This window comes from Burkholderia sp. YHN3-13 (assembly GCF_055810675.1).
In genome coordinates this window covers 1-15,078 of the sequence record NZ_JBVVNQ010000002.1, presented here as the reverse complement: position 1 = coordinate 15,078, position 15,078 = coordinate 1, and the positions used below count along the sequence as shown (strand labels likewise).

The window sequence follows — 15,078 nt, the reverse complement described above, 5'->3', positions numbered from 1 at the left end:
GTCACGCGCGTTCGAGCACGGCCATTTCCCGCACGACCACGAGCAGCACCGCCAGGCTCGCGCCCCCCGACGCGCGCAGATCCGCCAGCAGGTGCTCGTAGCGCGCGAGCGCGGCGTCGCGGCGCTCGCGCCACGCGCCGACGATCGTCTCCGGCGTCGTCGAATCCGGTGATTCCGCGAGCGCGCTGGTCGTCAGCGTGCGCTTCAGGCGCGCGACTTCCGCGAGTGCGGCGGCGCGCGCGAGCATGTCCCAGTGCGTCGGCGTCGGCAGTGTCGCCGCGCGCTCGCTGATCCATCCGTAATTGAGCAGCGTGCCGAGCGAGAAATAGACGCCCGCGACGAGTTCGAGGCTGCGGTTGCAGGTGGCCGCCACCTCGGCGATGTCGAGCAGCGCGGCCGAAATATCGCCGCTCGCGACGCGCACCGCGAGCGCGCTGTCGACGCCGGCTTCGACCAGCACGCGCTGCCGCTCGGACAGCGCATCGAGATCGTCGGCCGGCAGCAGCGCCGGCAGTTGCGGGGCGAGCCGTTGCGCCGCGTCGCGGCAGCGGGCGATCAGTTCGGCGACGCCGCCGTCGGCCACCGCGCCGGATTGCAGATGCCGCAGGAACCACAGCGCCGCGCGCTCCAGCAGCCGCGCGACGTCGACGAACATGCGCGCCTGCACGTCGTCGGCCACGCGGTTGTCGAGCGCATCGATGTCGCGCCAGACCGCATCGAGATCGAACACGTCGCGCGCCATGATGCATGCACGCGCGATATCGCCCGGCTGCGCGTCGGTTTCCTCCATCAGCCGGTGCACGAACGCGCAGCCGACACGGTTCACGAGCGCATTGGTCAGGTGCGTCGCGAGAATCTCGCGGCGCAGCGGATGGCGGCCCATCGGTTCGCTGAAACGCTGCTGCAGCGGTTTCGGGAAGTAATCGACCAGCATCGCGGCGACGAGCGGGTCTTCGGGCACGTCGGATTCGAGCAGCGCGTCGTAGAGCCACATCTTGCTGTACGCGAGCAGCACCGCGCGCTCCGGCGACGTGAGGCCGAGCTTCGCGGCTTGCCGCTCGGCGACTTCGTCGTCGGTCGGCAGGAATTCGATCACGCGGTTCAGCCGGCCCGCGCGTTCGAGCCAGCGCATCAGCCGCGCCTCCGCGTCGAGCAGCTCGACCGCATGGCGGCCGGCGATCGACAGCGCCTGCGTCTGGTAGTAGTTGTCGCGCAGCACGAGCAGCCCGACTTCGTCGGTCATTTCCGCGAGCAGCGCATTGCGCTGCTTCTCGGTCATCTCGCCGTCCGACACGACGAGCCCGAGCAGGATCTTGATGTTGACTTCGTGATCCGAACAATCGACGCCGGCCGAGTTGTCGATCGCATCGGTGTTGATGCGGCCGCCGCGCTGCGCGAACTCGATGCGGCCGAACTGCGTGCAGCCGAGGTTGCCGCCTTCGCCGACCACCTTGCAGCGCAGGTCCGCGCCGTTCACGCGCACCGCGTCGTTCGCGCGGTCGCCGACCTGCTGGTGGGTTTCGCGCGCGGCCTTCACGTAGGTGCCGATGCCGCCGTTGTACAGCAGGTCGACCGGCGCCTGCAGGATCGCGCGGATCAGCTCCGTCGGCGGCAGCGCATGCGCGTCGATGCCGAGCGCCGCCTGCACGGCCGGCGACAGCGGGATCGTCTTCGCGGTGCGCGGGTACACGCCGCCGCCCGGCGAAATCGCGGCCGGATCGTAGTCGGCCCAGCTCGAGCGTTCGAGCGCGAACAGGCGCGCGCGCTCCGCGAAGCTCGCCGCGGGATCGGGGTTCGGGTCGAGGAACACGTGCCGGTGATCGAACGCGGCGACGAGCCGGATATGCGGCGACAGCAGCATCCCGTTGCCGAACACGTCGCCCGACATGTCGCCGACGCCGACCACCGTGAAGTCGGTCGTCTGCGTATCGATGCCCATCTCGCGGAAGTGCCGCTTTACCGATTCCCACGCGCCGCGTGCGGTGATCGCCATCTTCTTGTGGTCGTAGCCGACCGAGCCGCCGGACGCGAACGCGTCGTCGAGCCAGAAGCCGTATTCGTGCGAGATCGCGTTCGCATAGTCGGAGAAGGTGGCCGTGCCCTTGTCGGCGGCGACGACCAGGTACGGATCGTCGGCGTCATGGCGGACCACGCCGGGCGGCGGCACGATCGCGTTGCCGACGCGGTTGTCGGTCAGGTCGAGCAGCCCGCGCAGGAAGGTCTGGTAGCACGCGACGCCTTCGCGCATCCACGCTTCGCGATCGCTCGGCGGCGGCGGATTCTTCACGACGAAGCCGCCTTTCGAGCCGACCGGCACGATCACGACGTTCTTCACCATCTGCGCCTTCATCAGCCCGAGCACTTCGGTGCGGAAATCCTCGCGGCGGTCCGACCAGCGCAGGCCGCCGCGCGCGACGCGCCCGCCGCGCAGGTGCACGCCCTCGACACGCGGCGAATACACCCAGATCTCGAACATCGGCTTCGGTTCGGGCAGGCCCGGTACCTTCGCCGGATTGAACTTGAACGACAGATACGGCTTCGACTCGCCGTTCGCATCGACGAGGAAGTAGTTCGTGCGCTCGGTCGCGTTGATCACGCCGAGGAACTGGCGCAGGATGCGGTCCTCGTCGAGGTTCGGCACCTGGTCGAGCGCGCCTTCGATCGCTTTCAGCAGCCGTTCGGCCTGCACGTCGCGCGAATCGCCGGTGGCCGGGTCGAAGCGCAGCAGGAACAGCTCGACGAGCTGCCGCGCGATCGCCGGGTTACCGGTCAGCGCGCGTTCGATATAGGCATCGCTGAACGTCGACCCGACCTGCCGCAGGTATTTCGCGTACGCCCGCAGGATCGTCACTTCGCGTGCGCTCAGGTGCGCGCGCAGCACGAGGCGGTTGAAGTCGTCGTTCTCGATCCGGCCGGTCCAGATCCGGTCGAACGCATCCTCGAACAGGCCTTTCACGCGCTCGATGTCGAACTCGGTATCGTCGGCGAGTTCGAGGCCGAAGTCGTGCACCCATGCGTGCGTCGCGTCCTGCGTCTGGATCCGGTACGGCCGCTCCTCGTCGACGCGCACGCCGAGATGCTCGAGCATCGGCAGGCTGCGCGACAGCGCGATCGGGTCGCCCGCGCGATAGACCTTGAAGCGGAATGCGCGCGGCTCGGCCTCGATCGGCCGGTACAGGTTCATCGCGAGCTGGCCCGTGTCCTTCACGCGCTCGATCAGCTCGATGTCGCGCACGGCCGTGCGGGCCGGGTAGTCGTCGCGATAACCGGCCGGAAACGAATCGGCATAGCGCTGCAGCAGGCGGTTGCCTTGCTCTTCGCCGAAGGCGTCGAGCAGCGCGTCGGCGAGATCGTCCTGCCAGCGGCGTGTGACCTGCACGAGCCGCGTTTCGAGCTCGCGCGTGTCGACGTCGGGCATCGAGCCCGGTTCGGCATGGACGACGAAATGAATGCGCGCGAGCGCCGATTCCGACAGCAGCGGCGTGAATTCGACGTTCACGCCGTTGTACGCGTCGACGAGCAGCTTCGCGATGCGGCGGCGCAGGTCGGTGTTGTACTTGTCGCGCGGCACGAACACGAGGCACGACACGAAGCGGTCGAACCGGTCGCGCCGCACGAACAGCCGCGTGCGCTGGTGTTCCTGCAGGCGCAGGATGCCGAGCGCGATGTCGTAGAGCCGGTCTTCGTCGGCCTGGAACAGTTCGTCGCGCGGATAGGTTTCGAGCACCGTCACGAGCGACTTGCCGAGGTGCCCCTTCGGCAGGAAGCCCGCGCGCCGCACGATGTTCGCGCACTTGCGGCGCACGATCGGGATCTCGGTGTACGAACCGAAATAGGCGGTCGACGTGTAGAGCCCGATGAAGCGGCGCTCGCCGGTGACTTTCCCGTCCGCGCCGACGAGCTTCACGCCGACGTAGTCGAGATAGCCGGGCCGGTGCACGGTCGCGCGCGAGTTCGCTTTGGTCAGGAAGATCGGCCACGCGCCGGTGATGATGTCGGCGGCGGCGGGCGGCAGCGGCGTCACGTCGGGCGTGCCTGACGCGCGCAGCGATTCGCGCAGGATGCCGTAGCCCGAGCCCGCGATGCCGCGCAGGCCGAAACCCGCGCCGTCCGAGACCAGCGCATAGTCGCGCTGCCCGAGGAAGGTGAAGTGATCGGCGGCCATCCATTCGAGGAACGCGCGCGCCTCGAGGTCTTCCGCGGTCGATTCGCGCGCCTTCATTTCCTTGATCGTCGCGCGGGCGATGTCGACGATCTTCGGCCAGTCCTCGACCGATGCGCGCACGTCGCCGAGCACGCGCGCGATGTCCGCGCGCAGCGTGTCGAGCAGCGCGGCGTCGCCGCAGCGGTCGACTTCGAAATGGATGAACGACGCGAGTTGCGACTGGCCGTCGCCGGGCGTCGCGCCGCCCGCGTCGACACGCGCGATGCCGCCGTCGGCGCCGCGCCAGATGCGGAACACCGGGTGCAGCGCCGAGTGCAGGGCGAGCCCGAGGCGGTTGACGGCCATCGTGACCGAGTCGACGAGGAACGGCATGTCGTCGTTGACGATCTCGATCACCGTGTGATCGGAGTGCCAGCCGTGCTGTTCGAGGATCGGGTTGTACACGCGCAGCCGCTCGCTGCCGGGCACGAATTTCTGCGCGGTCTGCCAGTGCGCCATCGCGGCGCCGTACAGGTCGGCGATGCCGCGGCTCTGCAGATCGTCGGCGTCGACGAAATCGTAGTAGTGACGCAGGAAGGGTTCGACGATCCGGAAGGTGGCTTCGGGCAGGCGCCCGCGCGCGAATTCGACGACATCGGAGAGCAGGTGTGCGACGACTTCCTCGTTCTTCGCTTCCATGGCGGTCTCCTCGTCGGGTGGCCATTGGCTGCTGCGTCTGTCCGGCATTATGGCGCCGAATGCGTGACAAAGCGATGTGCGGGCGCACAACGCGGGGCGGCCCGAGGCGGCCGCAGCGTGTGAATCAACGCGGGGTGGGCGGTGCCGAAGCGGCGCCGCCGATGCTCAGCCCTCGTCGCTCCACAGCTTCCCGCCCGTCGCCCAGTTCTCCTTCTTCACGTCGGTCAGGATGATGTCGACGGAGCCCGGCGTGCAGCCGAGCGTCTCGCACGTGACGCGCGTGATGGCTTCGACGAATGCGCGCTTCTGGTCGACGCTGCGGCCTTCGAACAGCTGGATATTGAAAGTCGGCATGGCAATGCTCCGGTTGAGGTTGAACGATTCGGCAGGACGAGGATGAGGCACGCGGCGTCAGTCGCGATACGACGGGTCGATCCGGTCGAGGCGGCGCAGCAGCGCCGGCCATTCCAGTTCGCCTTCGATCGCGCCGCCGTCGCGCAGTTGTTCGGCGGTGCGATTGGCGATGGCCGGGTCGGGCAGCACGAGCGGCCCGCCGCCTGCCTGCGCACGCACCTGGACGTCACAGGCCTTGATCAGCGTATCCATCAGCACATACGCTTCGGCCACGGTGCGGCCGACCGTCAGCGTGCCGTGATTGCGCAGCAGCATCGCGGATTTCGCGCCGAGGCTCGCGGTCAGCCGCGCACCTTCGGCTGGCGAGAACGCGAGCGCCTCGTAGTCGTGGTAGGCAAGGTCGCCGTGAAAGCGCAGCGCATGCTGCGACGCGGGCAGCAGCCCGTCGCGCTGGATCGACACGGCGATGCCGGCCGTATTGTGCAGATGCATCACGCAGACGGCGTCGGCGCGCGCGGCATGCACGGCCGCGTGCAGCGCGAAGCCCGTCACGTTGACCGCGTGCGCGCTGTCGCCGATCCGGTTGCCGGCCAGGTCGATCTTCACGAGGTTCGACGCGCGCACCTCGTCGAACGTCAGGCCGAACGGGTTGATCAGGAAGTGGCCGGGCTCGCCGGGCACGGTCGCCGACAGGTGCGTGTAGATCAGGTCGTCCCAGCCGTTCAGCGCGACGAGCCGGTACGCGGCGGCGAGATCGACGCGCATCCGGCGTTCGGCATCCGAGACCGGGCCGCCGGGCTTCACGGCATCAGGACGGTGTGCGAATGACGACATCGGGTTCTCCGAGAGGGAAGCGGCGCGCGACGGCGACGGTTGCCCACGACGCGAGTGCGAACGGGGCCGTGAACGCGGGGACGCCCGCGCGCATCGCGAGCCACTGGATCAGCGCGGCGAGTGCGGCGGCGGCCAGTGCGGCGCGCGGGCCGCACGACATCAGCGCGAGCGCGGCGAGCGCGCCGTTGAAGCCGAGCAGGCCGTCGGCCAACCAGGCGCCGTTCGCGCCGAGCGCGACCAGCAGCACGGTCGACACGCTCGCGCCGACGAGCGCGAACGCGGCCGCGCGGCGCGATGCGACGGCGAGGCCGGCGACGATCAATACGCCGGGCCAGACGCCTTGCGCGAAGGCGGTCTGCGCGACGCCCGACAGCAATGCGCCGGCAGCGGATGCAAGCGTCGGCACCGGGGCAGTCGCCGCGCCGGCGGCATGCTGCAGCGCGACAAACGGCAGCCACGGCGCGGTGACGGCGAGACAGGGGCTCGAATACGGACACAGGCGCAACCGGGCGAGGGGCCCGCGCGTCGCGCGCTGCACGAGCGCCGCGCCGATCGAGACCAGCGGCACCAGCGCGACGGCCGCAAGCTGACCGGGCGCGAACAGCACGGCGATCAGCGCGGCGAGCGCGCCGTTGAAGCCGTGCAGCCCCTGTTCGACGTCGCGGCGCTCGGCACCCGTCAGCACGGCGGTCATGCTGGCGGCGGCCGAACCGACCAGCGCCGCGCTCGCGAGCCGCAGGTCGGTCAGCGCCAGTGCGACGAGCAGCAGCGCGCCGGTGAACGCGTTCGCCTGCAGCACGATCTGCCCGATGCCGCGCAGCAGGGTACGCAGGTCGATCGACGGCGAGGCGGGGCGGGCGGTAGGCATGATGGTGGCGTAGCAGGACGAGCCGCGAGCATAGGACACAATCCCATGCACCGGAATAGGGAATTCTGGATAGTCAGGATTTGTCGCCGATGCACCGAGGTGGGGAATGAGGCGGAGCGACCCTGTCGTACCGGCGCTGCATGAACGTTTTTTTGATACGAAATCCGCGTGGTGGGCGAATGGCGGCCTTCGCTGGCGTTGCCGCCGGCGAATTCGTGCGACGATGCCCGGCATCGGGCAACCGGGAGGGGAAAAGATGCGTGAAGTGCGTTGGGCGTCGCTCGAAGGCGACGGGGTCGAACATCTGACGTTCGACCGGAGCGGCGGCGCGATCGTCGTCGAAAGCGCGGTGGTCGGCCAGCGGTACGGCCGCGCGTACGGGCTCGCGTATCGCGTCGAGTGCGATCCGCAATGGCGGGTGACCTACGCGGTGCTCAAGGTGATGGGCGGCGGCACGCTCGAGCTGCATGGCGATGGTGCCGGCCACTGGCGCGACGGCTCGGGCCGCGCGCTGCCTGAGCTCGACGGTTGCGTCGACATCGACATCGCGGCGACGCCGTTCACGAATTCGCTGCCGATCGGCCGCCTGGGGCTCGCGCGCGGCGAGCGGCGGCCGATCGACGTCGCGTACATCTCGACGCCGGACCTGAAGGTCACGCCGGTCAAGCAGGCCTACGCATGCATCGAGCCGGGCCGGCGTTACCGCTACGAAGGGATCTTCCGGAATTTCACGGCCGAGATGGACATCGACGACGACGGCCTCGTCGTCGACTACGAGACGCTGTTCAGACGCCTGCCGGCGCTTGCGGGCCGCTGAACCGCCGCGTTCGCGACCGACGGCCGCTCCTGCGCGGACGCGAAGCGGTCGATCCGCGACGCGATGATGTCGGGGTGGCGCAGCACGATCCAGTGGCTGCCGTCGATTTCCTCGCGCACGTGGTCGCCGAGCCAGCGGTCGAGGTCGACCGACATCTCGGGCGTCACGTAGCGGTCGCGCACCGGCACGAGGATCTGCACCGGCGCCTGCGCGTATCGTTCGCGCGGCTTGCGTGCCCGTGCGAGAAAATTCGCGCGGTACAGCTGCAGCCCGTTCAGCGCGTTCTTCAGTTGCACGGGATCGCGCTCGGCACGCACGCGCTCGGTCAGTTGCAGCCAGCGCGGCCACAGCGCCGCGCCGCCGAGCCGCCAGACGAGCGACGGCACGACCGGCAGATGGAAGAACGCGATGTACCACGACTTCAGGCTCTGCCTGAGCCGCATCTTCGCGCGGAACACGTGATCGAGGCACGGGCCCGAGATCGACGTGTACGACGCGATCCGGCCGCGGAACGCGGGATCGGTCACGGCCTCCCAGCACTGGATCGAGCCCCAGTCGTGGCCGACCAGATGGAACGGCCGGCCGCCGCAGGTCGCGTCGGCCACCGCCTTCAGGTCGGCGGCGAGCCGCTCGAGCGTGTAGTCGGCGCGGCGGCGCGGCGCATCGGACGCACCGGCGCCGCGCACGTCGTAAGCGATCACGCGGTAGCGCTTCGCGAGCCGCGCGCGGATCGGCGCCCACACGGTGGCCGAGTCGGGGTAACCGTGCACGAGGATCAGCGGCGGCGCGCGACGCGACCCGCTGACGTAGACGGCGAGTTTCACGTCGCCGGACTGGACGGTCAGCATCTCGTGGGCGCGCGCCATGGCGTCATGCCTGCGGGACCGGGTGCAGCGGCACGCGGCGCGGGGCGGCTTGCGCCGCGTAGCGTGCGTTGGTCGCGTCGATGTTCTCGAGCAGCGAGTCGAGCCCCTGCAGGTACTGGTGGTTGTCGTGGTCCCACGGGTGGAAGCCCGGGCGGAAGTAGTCGAGCCATTCGCGCGCGATGCTCGGAAACACGCCGTGCTTCGGGCCGTACAGATACTTCACGAGGCGCCACATGCCGCCGAACTTGCCGTGTTCGCGACGGTGCGCGCGCATCAGCCGAACGTGGAAGTCGAACACGATCGTCCAGAAGAATACGGTGGTCGTCAGCATCGTGCCCGTGCGCAGCAGGTAGCTGCCGAGGCCCGGCTTCATCACGGTCTTCCACACGTCGTAGGACACCGCCTTGTGCTCGGTTTCCTCCATCGCGTGCCACATCCACATCTGCTGGTAGCCTTCGACCGAGCCGTCGATCCGGTGCTCGTGGCCCGACAGCAGCTGGTTCGCGAGGATCGCCGTGTAGTGCTCGAGCGCGATCGTGATCGCGAGTTGCATCGAATGCGGCAGCACCTTCTTGAACCAGCCGAGGATCGTCCACAGGCGCTTGTCGAGCTTGTGCGCGGGCAGGCCGGACGCCTGCAGCAGGTCGTTGTATTCGATGTGCTCGCGCGTATGCATCGCTTCCTGGCCGATGAAGCCGAGCACCTGTTTCTTCAGCTCGGGATCCTCGATCCGGTCGCGGTAGTTGCGCACCGAATCCATGAAGAAACGCTCGCCGGCCGGGAACAGCAGCGACAGCGCATTCATGAAGTGCGTGACGGGCACGCCTTGAACGTGCCAGTCGCGTGCGCGTTCGGGCGGCAGCGCGAAACGGACGTCGCGCCGCACGGGCATCATGTTCGGGGTCGTCATGATTGTTCTCCTCCCTGATTGCCTGCATTGTTGTAGGTGGCGGCGTGCAGCGGCGCGGGCGCCGGCGTGCCGCGTGCGGCCTCGCGGCGGGCCCGCGCGGCCTCGCGGCGTGTCGCGAGCACGACGAGCGCCTGGTACGCGGCGGGCAGCACGCGCGCCATCCAGTCGCCGGCCTTCGCGTCGCGGCCGATCAGCACGCGGCGCTTGTTCTTGCGCACGCCGGCGAGGATCGTGCGCGCGGCGTCGTCGGCGGTCGTGATGAAGAACTTCTCGAACGTGTCGCGGCCTTGCTGCTCGCTCGCGACCATGAAGCCGACCATGTTCTTCGACACGCGGCTCGCCTGCGCGATGTTCGTGCGGATGCCGCCCGGATGCACGCAGGTCGCCGACACGCCGCACTTCATCATGTCGAGTTCCTGGCGCAGCGATTCGGTGAAGCCGCGCACCGCGAACTTCGTCGCGTTGTAGCCGCTCATGCCCGGCTGCGCGAAGATCCCGAACAGGCTCGACGTGTTGATCACGTGGCCGTCGCCCGATGCCTTCAGGTGCGGCAGGAATGCCTTCGTGCCGTGCACGACGCCCCAGAAATTGATGTTCACGATCCACTCGAGATCGCTGTATTCCATGCCCTCGATCGTGCTCGACAGCGCGACGCCCGCGTTGTTGAAGATCAGGTTGACCTTGCCATGTTCCTTCGCGGTGTCGTCGGCCCACGCGAACATCGCGTCGCGCTCGCCGACGTCCAGCACGCGCGTCGATACGCGCACGTTCGGCGCGATCGCGCGGACGATCCGTTCGGTTTCGGCGAGGCCGACGCCGTTCTTGTCGGCGAGCGACACGTGGCAGCCGGCCTGCGCGAGCTGGACCGCGAGCGCGCGGCCCATGCCCGAACCGGCACCCGTGATCGCGGCGACCTTGTTGGCGAAATCTCTCATGTCGGTGACTCCTTGTCTGGCTCAGGCCGCTTCGGCGGACGTGGAAGCGGCGGGCGCGGCGGCGGGCCGCGCGGCCGTGTCGTGTTGCGGTGCGCGATACGCGTGGTAGTCGGCGATCGAGAAGTGCGCGGTCGCCTGGCGGAAGCGCCACGTGAAACCCGGCCACAGCGTCGTGTTCTTGCCGGTGCGCGGATCGAGATACCAGCTCTTGCAGCCGCCCGTCGACCAGATCGCCTTCTTCAGCTTGCCCTGCAGGTCGCTGTTGAACTGCGCCTCGACGAGCGGGCGCACCTCGATCGCCTCGGCGCGCTCGCGGCGCATCGCCTGCAGCGCGCCGAGGATGTATTCGATCTGCGACTCGATCATGAACACCATCGAGTTGTGGCCGAGGCCGGTGTTCGGGCCGACGATCATGAAGAAGTTCGGGTAGCCGGGCAGCGTCGAGCCGAGATACGCGTGCGCGCCGTCGCGCCATGCGTCGACGATGTCGAGCCCGCCGCGGCCGATGATCGCGCCGCGCGGATACGGATCGGCGACCTGGAAGCCGGTGCCGTAGATCAGGCAGTCGACTTCATGGCGGCGGCCGTCGGTCGTCACGACCGCGTCGGCTTCGATGTGGTCGATGCCGGTGGTGATCACGTCGACGTTCTTGCGCGACAGCGCCGGGTAGTAGTCGTTCGAGATCAGCACGCGCTTGCAGCCGAGCGTGTAGTTCGGCGTGACGGTCTTGCGCAGCTCGGGATCGGGGATCTGCTTGCGGATATGGCGCAGCGCGAGCTTCTGCACGTTCTTCATCAGCGACGGATGGATCGCGAAGCCGAGCACACGCGATTCGAGCATCCAGTAGATGCCGCTGCGCACGGCCTTCTGCGTGAACGGCAGCGTGCGGAACAGCCATTTCTCGAAGCGGGTGAGGTTGCGGTCGGGCTTCGGCATGATCCACGGCGGCGTGCGCTGGAACAGCGCGAGCGTCTTCACGCGCGGCGCGATCTGCGGCACGAACTGGATCGCGCTCGCGCCGGTGCCGATCACCGCGACGCGCTTGCCTTCGAGCGCGTAGTCGTGATCCCACTGCTGCGAATGGAATGCGCGGCCCTGGAAATGCTCGACGCCGGGAATCGCCGGCAGCGCGGCGCGCGACAGGCCGCCCATCCCCGAGATCAGCACGCGCGCGGACAGCCGCTTGCCGTTCGCGAACGTGAGGCGCCAGCGTTGCGCGGCCTCGTCGTATTCGGCGCGCTGCAGCTCGTGGTTCATGCGCAGGTGCGGGCCGACGCCGAAACGCTGCACGCAGTCTTCGAGATACGCGCGGATCTCCGGCTGCGGCGCGAACATGCGCGTCCAGCGCGGGTTCGGCGCGAACGAGAACGAATAGACGTGCGATTGCACGTCGCATGCACACCCGGGGTAATGATTGTCGCGCCACGTGCCGCCGACCGACGCGGCCTTCTCGAGGACGACGAAGTCGGTCACGCCTGTTTGCCGCAGGCGGGTCGCCATCCCGAGGCCGGCGAAGCCGGTGCCGATGATGGCGATGTCGATGGTTTCGTCCTGGCCGTCGTGGCCGGGTGGACCGAAAGGCAACGTGCGAGCATTCATCCGGGTGTCTCCGATTTGGCTCATTTTTGAATGTTACATTGTTTGATGTAACGATAGTGGGTGAACCCGGAAACCGCAAGAGGCTAGAAGCGGCGCTCTAAGGGCCGGAAGCCAGGCGGGAAAAGGCTGAGCGGGGTTTGGAACGGTTCGTTTTCCGCGCCGCGGGATCGGCGGAAAGGGCCGTCGACAGGACGAGACAGGCGATGGACGAGACCGCCGGCGCGCGGCGGCCTGTTTGAAACGGTATCAGGGACGGATCGGGCGGGCGGTCGTCTCATGGAAAACCCCGGCCACGATCGTGACCTGCGCGAGCGCGTAGAGGCCCCAGATCAGGTAGTCGATACCCGGAAAACCGCCGAGGAACCGGCCGACGCCGATCAGCGTATCGGAGCCGACGAAGATCAGGCTGCCGATCGCGACGAGCGCGCCGTGCGTGCGGGCGGCGAGCGCGAAGCTCGCCATCACGCACAGCACCAGCATGTAGACGGCCACCGGCGCGAGCAGCGCGCCGAGATGCGGGAAGAACGCCGCGTAGAACGCCGGCGCGGCGATCCACAGGCCGATCAGCGCGACGATGCGCCAGCCGTGCGGCCGCGCGCGCCAGCGAAAGAAGATCGCGCAGTAGCACACGTGCGTGAGCAGGAAGGACCCGAGGCCGAGGACGAACGACAGCGGCCAGTCGGGCAGCGCGAGCAGCACGTCGCCGAGTACGGCGGTCGCGAGCGCCGCGCACAGCCACGCGCGTTCGCGCGGCGCGCCGCAGGTGTCGCCGGCCGCGAGCAGCAGGATGCCCATCGCGGCCTTCGCGGCGGCCTGGCCCGGATAGGGCGCCGCGGCGAGCGACAGCCCGTACAGCAGCGCGGCGGCGATGGCGAGCGGCCAGAGCCGGCGGTAGGTGGCGGGAAGCGTGGCGAGCAAGGCGGGGGTCTCCGGTGTGTCGTGGTCCGCGGTGGACGGCGCGCCGTCGAGGGCGCGGCTGCCGGCCATTATCCGGAAGAACGCGCGGGCGAAAACCGGCGAATCCTTCTAGGAATCGATGGCGGCCGGCGGCGATGCCGCCGCCGGATTTCTCGGCGCGTTGCCCCGGTTGAACCGGGGCAACGACTTCAATTCGGCTTGTTATGATCGCCGCGGTATTGCCGTTGTCGTTGTCGTTGTCGCTGTTCCGCCCGGCCGCGCGACTGGCTGCGCAGCCGGTGCGTGCCCGATGAATCCCTGCCGTGCCCGACCCGTGCGCTCACAGGGAGCAGGGCGGCGCCGGCTCCCCACGAAAACAGGTCCGACCCATGACCGAACTTCTCCACGGCGACGGCGCGATCCGTCGCACGACGCCGTACGGCTCCTCGATCGAAAACACCTATGCGGGCGTGCTGTCGTTCATGCGCCGCAACTATTCGCGCACGCTCGACGGCGTCGACGTCGCGATTTCCGGCGTGCCGCTCGATCTCGCGACGACCTATCGGTCGGGCGCGCGGCTCGGGCCGGCCGCGATCCGCGCGGCGAGCGTGCAGTTGGCCGAGCTCAATCCGTATCCGTGGGGCTTCGATCCGTTCGACGATCTCGCGGCCGTCGACTACGGCGACTGCTGGTTCGACGCGCACAACCCGCTGTCGATCAAGCCCGCGATCGTCGAGTATGCGCGCACGATCCTGCGGTCCGGCGCGAAGATGCTGACGTTCGGCGGCGACCACTACATCACGTATCCGCTGCTGGTTGCACATGCGGAGCGCTACGGCAGACCGCTTTCGCTGATCCATTTCGACGCGCACTGCGATACGTGGGCCGACGACGAGCCGGACAGCCTCAATCACGGGACGATGTTCTACAAGGCCGTGAAGGAAGGGCTGATCGATCCGGCGACATCGGTGCAGGTCGGGATCCGTACGTGGAACGACGATTTTCTCGGGATCGAGCGGCTCGATGCCGCGTGGGTGCATGACCATGGTTCGCGTGCGGCGGTCGAGCGGATCGTCGACATCGTCGGGTCGCGGCCCGCGTATCTGACGTTCGATATCGACTGTCTCGATCCGGCGTTCGCGCCCGGGACGGGGACGCCGGTCGCGGGCGGGTTGTCGTCCGCGCAGGCGCTGGCGATCGTGCGCGGGCTGGGGGCGGTGAATCTGATTGGCGCGGATGTGGTGGAGGTCGCGCCTGCGTACGATCACGCGGACATCACCGCGATCGCGGCCGCGCATGTCGCGTGCGATCTGCTGTGTCTGTGGCGGCAGAAGAAGGTGGCGGGCGCGGGGAAGTAGGAGAGCGGGGGCATGCCGCCGGCGCGTCGTGTGCGCCGTCGGCATGCGCTTTCGGTCCTACAGGAACAAGCGATAGGCGAGATTGTCGCCTTCCTCGATGGACGGATAGCCAAGCGTCGACAGGAGGTGATCGAATGCCGCGCGGTCCGCTTCCGGCACCTGGATGCCGACGAGGATCGAGCTGTAGTCCGCGCCCTGGTTGCGGTAGTGGAACAGGCTGATGTTCCAGTCCGGCGCCATCGACGACAGAAACTTCATCAGCGCGCCCGGCCGCTCGGGGAATTCGAAGCGGAACAGGCGTTCGTCGAGCGCGAGCGGCGAGCGGCCGCCGACCATGTAGCGGATGTGTTCCTTCGACAGTTCGTCGTGCGTCAGGTCGACGCTCTTGAAGCCGTGCGACTCGAAGTTCGCGGCGATCTCCGCCGATTCGCCGCGGCGCTTGATCTGCACGCCGACGAAGATGTGCGCGGATTGCGCATCGGCGATCCGGTAGTTGAACTCGGTGACGTTGCGGTCGCCGACGAGCGAACAGAAGCGCCTGAAGCTGCCGCGCTCCTCGGGGATCGTGACCGCGAACACCGCTTCGCGCGCCTCGCCGACCTCCGCGCGCTCGGCGACGAAGCGCATCCGGTCGAAGTTCATGTTCGCGCCGGAGGTGACCGCGACGAGCGTCTGGTTCTCGACGCCTTCGCGTTCCGCGTACAGCTTCGCGCCGGCCACCGCGAGCGCGCCGGACGGTTCGAGCACGCTGCGCGTGTCCTGGAACACGTCCTTGATCGCCGCGCACAGCGCGTCGG

General features: G+C 68.5%; 12 protein-coding genes. 2 read left to right on the top strand and 10 right to left on the bottom strand.

Translation table 11 applies throughout. The annotated features are described in order from the left end of the window. Position 1 precedes the first annotated feature (1 nt). From AC0KUR_RS04935 to AC0KUR_RS04920, 4 genes are all read right to left on the bottom strand, one after another. Entirely contained in the window at positions 2-4,843 is a 4,842-nt protein-coding gene (locus tag AC0KUR_RS04935) for an NAD-glutamate dehydrogenase (RefSeq protein WP_473375477.1), read from the bottom strand. Positions 4,844-5,008: 165 nt separating this feature from the next. Then, on the bottom strand, positions 5,009-5,197 hold the full coding sequence (locus AC0KUR_RS04930) for a 4-oxalocrotonate tautomerase (protein WP_034189872.1): 189 nt from the start codon (positions 5,195-5,197) through the stop codon (positions 5,009-5,011). A gap of 57 nt (positions 5,198-5,254) precedes the next feature. Next, positions 5,255-6,031, bottom strand: coding sequence for a class II aldolase/adducin family protein (locus AC0KUR_RS04925; RefSeq protein WP_069706381.1), 777 nt, complete (start codon positions 6,029-6,031; stop codon positions 5,255-5,257). Then, positions 6,006-6,899 (bottom strand): urea transporter, encoded by an 894-nt coding sequence (locus AC0KUR_RS04920; RefSeq protein ID WP_069706382.1) that lies wholly within the window; start codon positions 6,897-6,899, stop codon positions 6,006-6,008. Before AC0KUR_RS04920 ends, AC0KUR_RS04925 begins: the two co-directional genes overlap by 26 nt. A gap of 256 nt (positions 6,900-7,155) precedes the next feature. Between AC0KUR_RS04920 and AC0KUR_RS04915 the strand changes: the two genes are divergently transcribed. Beyond that, positions 7,156-7,716: a putative glycolipid-binding domain-containing protein gene (locus tag AC0KUR_RS04915; RefSeq protein WP_175027915.1), complete on the top strand. Its 561-nt coding sequence runs from the start codon at positions 7,156-7,158 to the stop codon at positions 7,714-7,716. On the opposite strand, the gene AC0KUR_RS04910 is transcribed toward AC0KUR_RS04915, so the two are convergent. The 5 genes from AC0KUR_RS04910 to AC0KUR_RS04890 all read right to left on the bottom strand — a co-directional run bounded on the left by AC0KUR_RS04910 (position 7,671) and on the right by AC0KUR_RS04890 (position 12,944). Continuing rightward, positions 7,671-8,582 carry an alpha/beta fold hydrolase gene (locus AC0KUR_RS04910; RefSeq protein ID WP_226253198.1) on the bottom strand — a complete coding sequence of 304 codons (912 nt, stop codon included), beginning with the start codon at positions 8,580-8,582 and terminating at the stop codon, positions 7,671-7,673. The genes AC0KUR_RS04915 and AC0KUR_RS04910 overlap by 46 nt on opposite strands. 4 nt (positions 8,583-8,586) lie before the next feature. After that, complete coding sequence (locus AC0KUR_RS04905) at positions 8,587-9,492, bottom strand: metal-dependent hydrolase (RefSeq protein ID WP_034189867.1); 906 nt, start codon at positions 9,490-9,492, stop codon at positions 8,587-8,589. Next, positions 9,489-10,427, bottom strand: a complete 939-nt coding sequence (locus AC0KUR_RS04900) for an SDR family NAD(P)-dependent oxidoreductase (RefSeq protein ID WP_034189866.1) — start codon at positions 10,425-10,427, stop codon at positions 9,489-9,491. Before AC0KUR_RS04900 ends, AC0KUR_RS04905 begins: the two co-directional genes overlap by 4 nt. Positions 10,428-10,448: 21 nt before the next feature. Continuing rightward, positions 10,449-12,026: a flavin-containing monooxygenase gene (locus AC0KUR_RS04895; protein ID WP_473375476.1), complete on the bottom strand. Its 1,578-nt coding sequence runs from the start codon at positions 12,024-12,026 to the stop codon at positions 10,449-10,451. 246 nt (positions 12,027-12,272) lie between these two features. Continuing rightward, positions 12,273-12,944: a lysoplasmalogenase gene (locus AC0KUR_RS04890; protein WP_473375475.1), complete on the bottom strand. Its 672-nt coding sequence runs from the start codon at positions 12,942-12,944 to the stop codon at positions 12,273-12,275. A 368-nt stretch (positions 12,945-13,312) separates the two neighbouring features. Here AC0KUR_RS04890 and speB point away from each other — a divergent pair, with 368 nt between their 5' ends. Continuing rightward, positions 13,313-14,281 (top strand): agmatinase, encoded by a 969-nt coding sequence (gene speB, locus AC0KUR_RS04885; RefSeq protein WP_473375474.1) that lies wholly within the window; start codon positions 13,313-13,315, stop codon positions 14,279-14,281. A gap of 57 nt (positions 14,282-14,338) precedes the next feature. On the opposite strand, the gene AC0KUR_RS04880 is transcribed toward speB, so the two are convergent. Then, the coding region (locus AC0KUR_RS04880; protein WP_473375473.1) for a threonine ammonia-lyase at positions 14,339-15,078 on the bottom strand (740 nt) is incomplete at its 5' end.